The 12,521-nt window shown below is 54.1% G+C and carries 12 protein-coding genes; 8 read left to right on the forward strand and 4 right to left on the reverse strand.

Annotated features, from left to right (window positions below):
• Positions 1-5 precede the first annotated feature (5 nt).
• Complete coding sequence (locus D3P09_RS13565; protein WP_120110889.1) at positions 6-623, reverse strand: hypothetical protein; 618 nt, start codon at positions 621-623, stop codon at positions 6-8.
• Between the two features lie 227 nt (positions 624-850).
• Entirely contained in the window at positions 851-2,218 is a 1,368-nt protein-coding gene (locus D3P09_RS13570) for a dicarboxylate/amino acid:cation symporter (protein WP_207892495.1), read from the reverse strand.
• Between the two features lie 447 nt (positions 2,219-2,665).
• On the opposite strand from D3P09_RS13570, the gene D3P09_RS13575 reads away from it, so the two are divergent.
• From D3P09_RS13575 to D3P09_RS27385, 8 genes are all read left to right on the forward strand, one after another.
• Positions 2,666-3,472, forward strand: coding sequence for a hypothetical protein (locus D3P09_RS13575; protein WP_120110892.1), 807 nt, complete (start codon positions 2,666-2,668; stop codon positions 3,470-3,472).
• 30 nt (positions 3,473-3,502) lie between these two features.
• Positions 3,503-6,427, forward strand: coding sequence for an S-layer homology domain-containing protein (locus D3P09_RS13580; protein WP_120110894.1), 2,925 nt, complete (start codon positions 3,503-3,505; stop codon positions 6,425-6,427).
• 224 nt (positions 6,428-6,651) lie between these two features.
• Positions 6,652-7,950 carry a uracil permease gene (gene uraA, locus D3P09_RS13585; protein WP_120110897.1) on the forward strand — a complete coding sequence of 433 codons (1,299 nt, stop codon included), beginning with the start codon at positions 6,652-6,654 and terminating at the stop codon, positions 7,948-7,950.
• 153 nt (positions 7,951-8,103) lie between these two features.
• Positions 8,104-8,307: a PLDc N-terminal domain-containing protein gene (locus D3P09_RS13590; protein WP_120110900.1), complete on the forward strand. Its 204-nt coding sequence runs from the start codon at positions 8,104-8,106 to the stop codon at positions 8,305-8,307.
• Between the two features lie 228 nt (positions 8,308-8,535).
• Positions 8,536-9,159: a bifunctional transcriptional activator/DNA repair enzyme AdaA gene (locus D3P09_RS13595; RefSeq protein ID WP_243644163.1), complete on the forward strand. Its 624-nt coding sequence runs from the start codon at positions 8,536-8,538 to the stop codon at positions 9,157-9,159.
• A gap of 11 nt (positions 9,160-9,170) precedes the next feature.
• On the forward strand, positions 9,171-9,701 hold the full coding sequence (locus D3P09_RS13600) for a methylated-DNA--[protein]-cysteine S-methyltransferase (RefSeq protein ID WP_424452449.1): 531 nt from the start codon (positions 9,171-9,173) through the stop codon (positions 9,699-9,701).
• A complete protein-coding gene (locus D3P09_RS13605; RefSeq protein ID WP_120110905.1) occupies positions 9,679-10,497 on the forward strand; it encodes an SPL family radical SAM protein in 819 nt (272 codons plus the stop codon). Before D3P09_RS13600 ends, D3P09_RS13605 begins: the two co-directional genes overlap by 23 nt.
• A 137-nt stretch (positions 10,498-10,634) precedes the next feature.
• Positions 10,635-11,075 (forward strand): hypothetical protein, encoded by a 441-nt coding sequence (locus D3P09_RS27385; protein WP_133305005.1) that lies wholly within the window; start codon positions 10,635-10,637, stop codon positions 11,073-11,075.
• Here the strand turns inward: D3P09_RS27385 and D3P09_RS28425 are convergent.
• Both D3P09_RS28425 and D3P09_RS13620 read right to left on the reverse strand, forming a co-directional pair.
• Entirely contained in the window at positions 10,994-11,197 is a 204-nt protein-coding gene (locus tag D3P09_RS28425) for a DUF6199 family natural product biosynthesis protein (protein ID WP_341538289.1), read from the reverse strand. The two genes, D3P09_RS27385 and D3P09_RS28425, sit on opposite strands and share 82 nt — an antisense overlap.
• A 42-nt stretch (positions 11,198-11,239) precedes the next feature.
• Complete coding sequence (locus D3P09_RS13620) at positions 11,240-12,409, reverse strand: MalY/PatB family protein (RefSeq protein ID WP_120112424.1); 1,170 nt, start codon at positions 12,407-12,409, stop codon at positions 11,240-11,242.
• Positions 12,410-12,521 lie beyond the last annotated feature (112 nt).

Consider the following 12,521-nt stretch of genomic DNA (forward strand, 5'->3'; position numbering starts at 1 on the left):
GCATCCTAGTCTTCCAAAGAAACTTCATGCTTCGCAAACCGCTCTTTTAGTCCCGCTTCATGCGGAACCCACTCCCAGTCGCTCCATAGCGGCAGGCCTGTAAGCCCGGTGAGCTTGTCCACCGCTTGCGCCGGAGCTGTCAGGCTGGCTAGTTCATCCATCTCTTCCTGGCTGATGCCGAGCGCTTCCCGCAATAGATCATCCTGAAGGCGCTGTTCCTGCAATCCATATTCATCTCTTGTCCACTCTTCGCAAAAGATTCGTTCCGCCTGAATCTCTCCATCCCGAAATACCGACAGCTCAAAAATTTCATCATGAATAAATCCGAGCGTCACTACCTGCTCTCCAATATGTCTGGACAGCAATTTGCCGACGCGCTTCACCGTTCCCCATACCAAATAGTTTTGGAGCACGCTGACCCAGTTTTCGTTGCTTTGGCTAATATACAGTACAAGCTGGCCCTTGTCCGGTTCATGGCCAGAATCGGATACATACGCGCCGCTTTGCTCTTCATCCGATAACCCTAAAGAGTCAGGGTCCTGTATCGCTAACGCTCTGAACGCTTCAATAGACTTCTCCAAGCTGTCCGACTTGATATGCAGATTCGCAAATGATCTTCCCAAAGTCTCGCCTCCTGTAGGTTGCCGGCAATACAGAGCTGCCTGCTTGCGGGCATCAAGTTAGTATCTTATTTCCATTATAGTAATAGATCTTATAGGGTCCTACCGACTATTTACCTGAATTTGGGGGAGCCTGGTCCCAGCTCCTCTGCTTCTGGATGCCAAAAAGAGCCCTCAAGTCACAAGGCGACTTGAGGGCTCCTTTTAACCTGCTTATAGACCAGTCTTGCTTATACCGCGTTGACGACAATCTCCTCATCCTCATTGCGATTGAACGCCTCGCGGTCGAACTCGCCTTCGGAATTGGCTACGAGCAGCGACGTAACCGTGGTGCCTGTAGCGTTAACCGCCGTACGGCCCATATCGATCAGCGCCTCAACGCCCGCTACAATCGCGATACCTTCAAGCGGCAAGCCCAGCGCAGTCAATACGACCGTCGTCGAGATGACAGCCGGTCCCGGCACGCCGGCAACGCCAATGGAGGAGATAATGCTGACCAGCACCAGAATAATGTAATCCGTCAGTGACAGCGTAATGCCGAACAGCTGCGCGGAGAATACAGCGACGATGGCCGGCCATACGCCGCCGCAGCCGTTGAAGTTGACCGACGCGCCCAGCGGAGCGACGAAGCTCGCGATTCGCGGGGAGACGTGCAGACGCTTCGTAATCACTTCCAGGTTAATCGGCAGCGTAGCGTAGCTGCTGCGTGTCGAGAATGCTACCGTGATCATCGGATAGATCTTGCGGAAGAACTTCAGCGGATTCACGCGGGCTACCAGCCATACAAGACCGCCGAAGATCAGGACGAAATGAATAATAAGCGCTGCATAGGAAGATACGATCACACTGCCAAGCTCCGTCAGCGTCTCCCAGCCATAACGGGCCGTCATGCCTGCGATGAGGGCGAATACGCCGTATGGTGTAAGACGAATGACGAACTTGACGACCTGATGCAGGATTTGCGTCAGCGAATGAATGAGATCGCGGACTGGCTTTACGGTCTCTTCGTTTTTGGAGCCTACTTTAATAATGGCGATCGCAATGAAGATGGCGAAGATCAGGACAGGCACAACCTTGCCCTGCGCCGCTTCATTAATCGGATTGGACGGCACCAGATCCAGAATAACCTGCGAGAAAGTTGGAATTTCCCGCGCGGCAAAATCAGCCGGGATGTCCAGATGAAGCCCTTTGCCCGGATTGAAGGCAAGCGCGACCAGAAGGCCGATTATCGAAGCGATTCCCGTCGTGCCAAGGAACCAAGCGAAGGTCTTAAAGCCGATTTTCCTCAAGTAGTCGAGGCTCTTCAGCGAAGCGATACTGTTCAGCACCAAGACGAAAACAAGCGGAATAACGAGCATTTTGATCAGATTGACATAGATGCTGCCGAAGGTAGTAATGCCTTTGATCTCGAATGAATCCAGACTTTGGAATACAATGCCTGCCACGACGCCAAGCCCCAGCGCGATCAATACCCGGGTGCCGAACCCGACCCGCTTCCGTGCGAGGAAAAATAATAGCGCAAATACAAATACAGAGACGGCGAAGCTGTACCAATTCGTTTGGATGGCTAGTAACAAGTTGTTATCTATTTGATCCATCTCAGTAAACCCTCCTAATCCTATAATTTTTATCGGAATATCGTATTCAATTTACAAACAATAAATGACATTGTCAATTGCTTTTACAAAAATAAATTTCATGGAATGTTATGGAAATTGTTGTTTTTCTTTAATTCCGACAAAAACTATAGGAAAAATTAAAATAATCGTTGACAACGGGTTCCTGCCGCCTTACACTAAAGCCAGATACAGTAGGGTCAGCCACTTTTATATGGACTGCGAACGATCAAATTAATCGACTGGATAACCAGAGATTCAATGGGAGCGAAGATTTATGCTCTTGTTGGATCTTCTTTTTTTGTCCGAATTCATGATAAAGGAGGGTCCTCGGCGGACTGTATCCCTCTCGTACAGCAACAGGCAAGCTTTAACTACAACAATGCTCCCTAATGAAGGAGCCATCCGAGAAAGGAAGGTCTATCCATTATGAAAAAAACAAAGGTAAACAAGCTGTCCATTACACTGCTCGCATCTGTCGCCGCGTTCACCGTGCTTACGTATGCAGCCGTATCCGCCAATAAGGCTCAAGTGGAGTCTTCTAATAATGATCCGCTCACGCAAGAGGCAGCCGCAGTTATCGAGCCAGCAGCTCCAGCTGTTATAGAAACGGCGGCTCCAGCGAACGAACCTGCTCCAGCGGCTGAAGCTGAGACGGCTGCAAGCGAAGCTGCCGCTGAACCGGCAGCAGGGTCTGAGGAGAATACGGCTGAAGCGGACGTCCAGCTTGCCGTTGATACGCCTGCGGCTGCTCCTGCTGCAGCACCTGCCGCCAAGACAGCTGCTGAAGCGCCAAAGCAAGATTCGGCCAACGGTGCAGTGAAGACAGCCGCTTCAGCTCCGGCTGCGAATGACAACAAGGCGGGAGCAGACACGGCCCAGGCCGCGCCTCAGCCATCGGCAGCGCCGCAGAAGGAAGCTCCTGCCGCAACCGCTCCTGCCAAAGAAAGCAAGCCAGCTGCATCGGCTGAGCCGAAAGCGGCGCCTGCGCCGGCTGCTGTGGAATCCAGCCCGAGCAAATCCATTAGCTTCGTCAATAATTCCAACTCCTCCAAGCCCGTAGCGGTGGCAAAGCCTGAGCCTGCCAAGACGAATACGGCATCGGAATCGGCGTCATCCGGCTCTTCCGGAGGCTCTTCTTCGGGCTCGGCGCCTTCGAAGCCGACGCCTGCCCCTTCCGTTCCTGCGCCAGCGCCATCTACAGGCGGCGACAGCAGCTCGGAAGAAGAATGCTAATCACTTTATAATCAGAGGAGGAATGCAACTATGCAAAAGCGCAGCTTTAAAACAATCCTGACGCTGCTGCTTGCGCTTACTCTGGTGCTGCCGGCGGTCTCCGCCGGCACTGCCAGCGCTGCAGGCAACGCTCCAGCGAAAGCGGCCAAGTACGGCACTTACAACTCTTATTTCTCCGATTCCTACAGCGAGCTGGCTGGCAAAGCGAACGTATTCGAGACGCTCACCTACCACCAGCTATGGGATCTGTTCAATTCGAACGGCACATATGTCGTGCTGTTCGGAGGCGCATGGGATGAGCATACGCAAGCTGTCATCGGCTACATCAATGACGTAGCGAAGGATTACGGCGTTAGAGCCATTTACAACTTTGATACTAGACTCGACGGGGAGACAGCTTCCGCCGATATCGCGGACAGCAGCAGCCCAGATACATACCGCAAGCGTTATGTGGAGCTGGTGAACCAGCATCTGACGAATTTGGAGCTTGAGGGCGCGGATAAAATCTCCTATTCGGTCGGCTCCCAAGCCGGCGAGGCTGACCGCATCGAGTCCCCTTACCTGTTCGTCTACAACCGGACGAACGACGGCGGAGCAGCTCCGATCGTCTCGGATTTGCAGGAGCTGCTGACAGCGGAAGACTTCCTGACTGACGGCAAGATCGACTCCGCCAAGGTGGAGGCTTACAAAGCAAAGGTGCGCGAGGTATTCGAGCCGATCTCCAAGGAAACGGACGGCAAGAAGACAGCCTCCCATTCCCTGATTGATAACGAAAGCTATTTCAGATCCACTTACAGCACCGCTGCCGGCCGCACGGTCTTCACAGGCAGCCGCGTCGTGTTCCAGGCTGTTACCTACGATGAGCTGAAGAAGCTGCAAGAGAGCTCCGGCGATTACGCCATCCTGTATGGCGGTCCATGGTGCCCGAACACGCAGCCGGTCATCGATCTGATCAACCAATGGGCAATTGATGAAGGCATTCAGACAGTCTACACTTGGGATACAAGACTGGACAACGGCTTTGATCCGGTAACAAAAGAGTTCAAGAGCGCCGAGCTTCATGTGCGCGACGTGAATCATCCCAATGCCCGTATTTACGTCGACCTGGTCAATCAATATTTGCCGAACATTACGACGGCGAACAGCAAGCATGCCAACGGCAATCCGGCTTCACCGCCAGAAACGCCTAACGGCAACTATTTGATCTGGTACGGAGACGCTGGCAGCAGAGTATATGCGAAGCGCCTGCAGGTTCCTTATGTGTTCACCTACAATAAGGACAATGTGGACGCGACTGGCGCTGCTGCTCCAATCTACGGCCATGTCGAGCTCATGTACACATGGGCCAACATTGAAGAAGGCCATACAAGCGGCAACCGCGACCGGTTCAAAAAAGCGCTGAGCCTGCTGTCCAGCAGACAAGAAACGGTGCCGACCGGCCTGACCACAGTCAATGCTTCTTCATCCAGCGCCAGAAACGGCCAAATTACAGGCGTATCCGCAGCGCTGGAATACAAAGCCAACAGCTCTGACACTTATCTGCCGGCAGCAGGCACTGCTATTACAGGCCTGGCGGCTGGAACGTACCAAGTCCGCTATAAGGCAAAAACAGGCTATAACGCAGGCGCTACTGACCCTGTTGAAAATTATTATGAAGCAGGACAATCCGTTGATGTCATTGTAGGAGTAAGTTCCGGCTCACCTTCTCCAGGAGGCGGCGATCCGGGGCCTTCCACACCATCTCCGGAGCCGACGACAACACCTGAGCCTTCCGGCAGCAACGGCAAGCCTGTTGCCGTGACGCTCCCTGCAGCCAAGGATGCAACCTCGGGTATTACGGTAGCTGTCGTCAGCGAAGAGGAAGCCGCGAAGCTGATTGAAGCTGCGAAGCAAGATGCGGCGGCAGGCAAGCCGACAGCCGTGGAGCTGAACGTGAAAGCCGACTCCGCTGAAGGCACGACGCAAGTAACGCTGACGCGCGAAGACTACAGCAAGCTGATTGCCGGCTCCAATGTAGAGCTGAAGGTAAATGCAGGCTTCGCCTCCATTGTCCTTGATTCCGCTGCGTTGACAGCTATCGGACAGTCGAAGGATTCAGGAGACATCAGCTTTATTATCGCGAAGTCCTCGCTTACAGAGGAAGGCAAGGAAGTGCTGGGCGACAGACCGGTCTACGACCTGAGCGTATTCGCCGGCGAAACCTCCGTATCGGAATTCGGCGGAAGCAAAGTGCTGGTCAGCATCCCTTACCGCCTGCAAGCCGGCGAGGATGCGCATGCCATTATCGTCTACCATGTAACGGATGAAGGCGAGCTGCATACGGTGCGCGGCCAATATTCCGCTGCTGCGGGTGCCGTTGAATTTGCGACGACCCACTTCTCGCAATACATTATCGGCTACAACAAAGTGGAATTCTCCGATGTGCCAGCGGGCGCATGGTACAGCAATGCGGTTACCTTCCTCGCTGCAAGAGATATTACGAACGGCTCCGGCAACGGCGAATACAACCCTGGAGCGGCCATTACAAGAGGACAATTCATCGTCCTGCTGCTGAAGGCGTACGGAATTGAAGCGGATGCTGCGGGAGCAGCCAACTTCTCCGACGCAGGCAGCACCTATTACACCGGCTACCTGGCTGCCGCGAAGCGTCTGGGCATTACGACAGGCACAGGCGACAATCAGTTCAAGCCGAACGCTCCCATCACGCGCCAGGATCTGTTCACGCTGCTGCATCGCGCGCTTGAAGTTCTGAAGGAAGTTCCGGCCAAGGAGTCGAATGCTTCCACGGCGGACTTCAGCGACGCCGGTCAAATCGCAGCATACGCGAAGCAAGCATTCGAGGCGCTCGTAGCTGGCGGAGTCGTATCCGGCAGCGACGGCCAGCTCGCTCCTGGAGCGAATTCCACTAGAGCGCAAGTTGCTCAGGTGCTCTACAACCTGCTCTCTGCCAACTAATCTCTTCTATATAATATAGAAGGTTCCCGGCAGTACGAGTGAGCAGCTATAACAAGACATCCGCAACAGGCAGCCCCAGGCTGCCTGTTGTTTTCGTATATTTAGCGCTTTAATGGAACAAATCTCCGCAAGTGTACAGAAAACGCTTGCCAATTTCAGTCGAAATCTGTAGAATCATCAAAGGAATTTGTCGAATTTCATTAAAATTTCAAGGAGAATGATCTATGAGTAAAACGATCGGCGTCCATGAGAGGCCGCCAGCCGTCCCGAGCCTTCTGCTCAGTCTGCAGCATCTGTTCGCGATGTTCGGCTCGACGGTACTCGTACCCAACATTTTTGAAATTGATCCCGCCATCTGTTTGCTGATGAACGGTATCGGCACCCTGCTGTACATTCTCGTTACCAAAGGCAAGATCCCGGCGTATCTGGGCTCCAGCTTCGCGTTCCTCGGCCCTGGCGGCGCGATTATTTTCAGCCAAGCGGCAGGCGGCGGCTATGCGGCAGCGCTTGGCGGGTTTATCGCAGCTGGCGTAATCTTTACAGTATTAGCTTTCATCATTCAAGTGGCCGGTACAAAATGGCTGGACGTAGTTTTCCCTCCTGCAGCTATGGGCGCGATCGTTGCCATTATCGGTCTGGAGCTTGTGCCGGTCGCAGCGAAAATGGCCGGGTATATCCCTGGCGACAAGGACGATCCTGCAACTTGGGTGATGAACCCCACTATCGTCATCATATCGACTGCCACACTGGCTGTCACCGTTCTCGGATCGGTGCTGTTCCGCGGTTTTATGAGAATCATTCCGATTCTGTTCGGTATCATTTTCGGTTATGTGCTGGCTTACTTCATGAAAGAGACGAACTTCGACGGCGTTGCCGACGCTTCCTTCATCTCCAGCCCAACCTTCACCTTCCCTGAGTTCCACTGGTCGGCCATTATCGCGATCGCTCCGGTTGCGCTGGTTGTTATCGCCGAGCATATCGGCCACTTGATCGTAACGGGCAATATTGTCGGCAAGGACCTGAACAAAGATCCTGGTCTGCACCGCTCGATGCTCGGCAACGGCATCTCCACGATCCTGTCCGGCTTTGTAGGCTCGACGCCGAATACGACTTACGGCGAGAATATCGGCGTACTGGCGATTACGAGAGTATACTCTACGTTCGTCATCGGCGGCGCTGCGGTCATCGCAATTATCCTGTCGTTCTCCGGCAAGTTCTCCGCCCTTGTATCCGGCATCCCTACGCCGGTAATGGGCGGCGTATCGCTGCTGCTGTTCGGCGTTATTGCCGCTTCCGGCCTGCGGATGCTGGTGGAATCGAAGGTCGACTACAGCAAGCCGACCAACCTGTTCCTGACCACAGTTGTGCTGGTGATCGGCCTTAGCGGCGTGAAGCTAACACTCGGCGAAGTATCGTTCAGCGGCATGTCGCTTGCGACAATCGTAGCTATTGTGCTAAGCCTTCTCTTCAAGCTATTCGAAGTGCTTCGCATGACGAACGACGACGACGCAGCTGCTCATTAATCGGACAAGCTGTCCTGCCTGCAGACCTTCGGGTTTGCTGGCAGGGCTTTTTTTTTATCGAAACGAACGGGATTCGGCAATCGTATGTTATAGAACAGGCAGAGAAGCGAACCACACAAAATTACGATTTCTGTTAAGGAGGAATGACATACAATGTCCGCTTTCGGAATCTTAGGCCTACTAATGCTGCTCATTATGTTCATGCTGTTTCTTCTGAATATCGCCACCAGCGTATGGGCTTATCGCGATGCCAAGCGGATGGGCAAAAGCAATGAATACGCTCTGCTCGTTCTTATCGGCACAATCGTGTTCCCCGTAGTGGGCTTCATTATTTATTTGATAATCCGCAGGGACTGATTTGATCTGAGCTGATCTGATCTGATCCGCTCTATTCTCCTGCCGCCGCATCTCTGCACGAAACTCCAATCTAAACCGTTCCTCCTATGACCGCTGTCCATGGAGGACTCTTATTCGCGCCATGCTCCTTCCCCGCCGCGCATCATTTCACAATCTTGCTTTTCCATCTTATACACCGTACATTCGTTCCGTCTTTCCGCTATACTAAGAGCAGAAGGAGTGAAGCGGATGGCGATTCAACGCAATGATCGGTTAATGAATAGACAGGCAGGCCTTGTGCACCCAAGAAGGCTTGGCATCATATCTGAGGAGCAGTGGACGGCGATTTGCGGGAATGACGGCTCCTATGACGGGCGCTTCTATTATGCGGTACGGACGACAGGCATCTATTGCAGGCCGTCCTGCAAGTCAAGACCTCCGAAGCGGAGCAATGCGGAGGTTTTCGCCACTTCGGCGGACGCCGTCTCTGCCGGCTATCGGCCGTGCAAGCGCTGCAAGCCTGCCGGTGAACGGCTCCCTGACGAGGAATGGTCAGCGCAGATTGCCGCCTATGTGGACCATCACTATATGGAGGAGCTTGATCTGGCGACGCTTAGCGAGATTTGCCATGGCAGTCCCTATCATCTGCACCGCACCTTCAAGAGAACAACGGGCATGACGCCGCTTGCTTATATTCAGCAAATTCGGATGCAGCATGCCGCGCGGCTGCTGGAGGAGACGGACAGCCCCGTATCCCGCGTCGGCGAGCTGGTCGGCATTCGCAATACACCTTACTTTATTACGTTGTTCAAGAAAACAAACGGATGCACTCCTGCCGTCTTCAGGCAGCGGCATCAGATCGGAGGGTTTTGAGGATGGCATCACTGACTAAAGCTCGTGAAAGAACGATATATGGAGCGCTGCTGGAGCATGGCGGCTGGACATTGCCGATTGGGGCTACCGCGGACGGACTTTGCTGCGTTGGAGCAATCGGAGAATCACTTGAGGACTTGATCCAGCGCGAATCATCCCGCTTTAAGCCGTCTCAGTGGGTACGGGATGATAGCAGGCTGAACCTGTATATGGATCAGCTTAAGCAATATTGGGACGGTGAGCGCACCTCGTTTTCCTTTCCGCGCGATGTAACGGGAACGCCCTTCCAGCAGGCTGTATGGGAAGCGCTGCTCGCCATTCCTTACGGGGCTACCGTCTCCTATTCGGATATCGCGCAAGCTATCGGCAAGCCAAAGGCGGTTCGCGCCGTCGGCACCGCAATCGGGTCGAATCCTGCATTGATCACGATTCCCTGCCACCGTGTCATCGGCAAGAATGGAGCTCTCGCAGGTTACAGAGGCGGACTCGCGATGAAAACAAAACTGCTGGAGCTTGAGCATGCGAACAGAGCTTCAATATAGAGAGCCCAAGTCCATTCTGAACAAGGGGACAGGCTTTCTCTCCGGCTACACTCATTCGCTGAACCCTTATGGGGGCTGCGCTTTCGCATGCTCCTATTGCTATGTCAGGGGAATGCCCGTCTCACTCTTCAGGCAGCAGGAATGGGGGTCGTGGGTCGACATTAAGCAAGGCGCGGCAGAGGTGCTTCGACCGCAGCTTCGGACAGCTAAGAAGAAAGGTCCGGTCACCATCTTCATGTCGTCGAGCACGGATCCGTATCAGCCTGCAGAATACAAAGAGCAGGTGACACGCTCGCTGCTGGAGGCCATGGCTGACGAGCCGCCGGACTTCCTGCTTCTGCAGACGCGCAGTCCGCTTGTTGCGCGGGATGTCGATCTGCTGAAGGGTCTGGGAGAGCGGGTGCGCGTCAGTATGACGATCGAGACGGACCGGGAGGATATGCGCAAGCTGTTCTCGCCGTCGGCACCGCCCATAGCGGCAAGGCTGCGGACACTTGCCGCATTAAGCGAAGCGGGCATCCCGACGCAGGCGGCGATCGCGCCGCTTCTTCCGAGCAGCGAGAGCTTCCCGTGCCTGCTCCGCCAAGCGACGGGCCGGGTATGCGTCGACGACTACTTCAACGGAGACGGCAGCGGCGGCAAGCGTACGCAGCGGCTTGGTCTGGAAGAGCTCTATCGTAAGCATGGCCTATCGGAATGGTATCATCCGGACGCGCTGCAGCTCGTCATCGAACGTATCCGGGGGGAATTCCGGGATGGCGAATGGCTGGTCAGCCAAGAGGGCTTTGAGCCGTAACCGCAATCGGGAGAATCTTCTCATAGTTGCCTACGGAAGCCTTCCAGCAAAGCAGGAGAAGCGCGGAGCAACTCAGTCTCATGTGGCCGAGAGAAAGCTGAGCTGCAAGACGAAAACACGGCCTAGAAAGCGCCGCCGTGCGGAAAACAAAGCTGCTGGACGAGAAACTCGGCTTAGACAGCACCGACGTGATGAAAACGAAGCTGCTGAACGAGAAACTCGGCTTAGAGAACGCTGCCGTGCGGAAAACGAAGCTGCTGGACGAGAAACTCGGCTTAGAGAGCGCCACCGCGCGGATAACGGAGCTGGAAGCCGAGAAACTCGGCTTAGACAGCGCCGCCGCGCAGATAACGGAGCTGTACGCCGTAAAACACATCATGATTTTGCATCCCCTGCGACTCAAAAGAAATGCCTTCAAACCCACTTTTGAGGTGGTTTTGAAGGCATTTTCAACGTTTGAGTTTCGGTCGCTTCCCTTTTGGGAAAGCTCTTTCCCCTATAAGAAAAAACTCGCAATGATGCCGCCCAGCCCCACCAGCGTGCTCACGACGCCTCCCAAACGGGTGGACAATAAGTAGAGATCGGATGGTTCAGTCGCATCATTGGACTTCCACTCCTCGGAAATAGCCCATATCCATTGCGGCTGTATGAGCATCACGAGCCCCATAGGCAATAACACGATCGAGAGAATGAACAACATTTGAACGGCCTCCTCTACTATGAACCGATACCATGCTCATAACTATTGCTTGGCAGCCTCGCAGAACTGGCGCAGCGCCTGCTCCACAATAAACCGCGGACACGCCAGGTTGACGCGCAGCCAGCCTTCGCCCTCCACGCCGAACATTGAACCTTCGTTGAACGCTACCTTGGCTTTCTTATGCATCAGATGCTTGAGGCCGTTCTTGTCGAGTCCAAGCGCTCGGCAATCCAGCCATAGCAGATAAGTGCCGTCCGGCTTCATCGGCTTCACTTGCGGCAGATGCTCCTCCAGGTAAGCGAGCGCATAATCCAGATTGCCCTTCACGTACACAAGCAAATCTTCCAGCCATTGCTCGCCTTCATTATAAGCCGCCACTACCGCATCTTGCGCGAAGTGCTGCGCCATATGAATGCTGAGCGTCTTGATCCGCTTGTCGAGGCGCGCTCTCATGCCGCTGTTCGACACAACCATAAAGGAGGTATGAAGGCCCGGCAGATTAAAGGTTTTGGTCGCAGCGAGACACGTAATGGTAATAGCGGCAAGCTCCTCCGACAGCGTCGCGAACGGCACATGCTCATGGCCCGGGAAGATCAAATCGCAATGAATCTCGTCCGACACAACAATCACGCCATATTGCAAGCAGAGTTCGCCCAGCGCCAGCAGCTCATCACGGCTCCATACGCGTCCGCCCGGATTATGCGGATTGCAGAAGAGCAGCAGCTTCGCGCCGTCACGGAACAGAGACTCCAGATGCTCCAGATCCATCTCGTAGCGGCCGTCCCGGTTGATTAGCGGGTTAAGGGCCAGGACGCGCTCGTTGCTCTCTACTACATCGTAGAACGGATAATAGACTGGCGTCTGTATGACGACCTTGTCGCCCGGCGCAGTGAACTGCTCGACAGCCAGGCTCAGCGTTGTGACGACGCTTGGACTGTCGACAATCCAGGCTTTGTCGATCTTCCATTGATGCCTGCGCTGGAACCAGCTTATAATCGCGTCAAAATAATCATCTGTGCGGATTGCATAGCCATAGGCTCCAAGCTCTACCCGCTTATGCAGCACCTCTCTTACAGCCGGAGGGCTCGGGAAGTCCATATCGGCCACCCACAGCGGCAAAATATCCTTATCTCCGAATAGCGGCCCTACTTGATCCCACTTGTAGGAACGCGAATTTTTACGATCAATCAACTCATCAAATGAATAAGACAAAGCTATCACCCCGTCGTTGTTATCGCTCCTCATGCCGAGAGCTGGTCTATTTCTCTATCTTAACCATTCCTCTATCTGAAATCAAAGAAAATCAGCAACAGCAGCAGACCGC

Source organism: Paenibacillus pinisoli, from assembly GCF_003605435.1.
Lineage (GTDB): Bacteria > Bacillota > Bacilli > Paenibacillales > Paenibacillaceae > Pristimantibacillus > Pristimantibacillus pinisoli.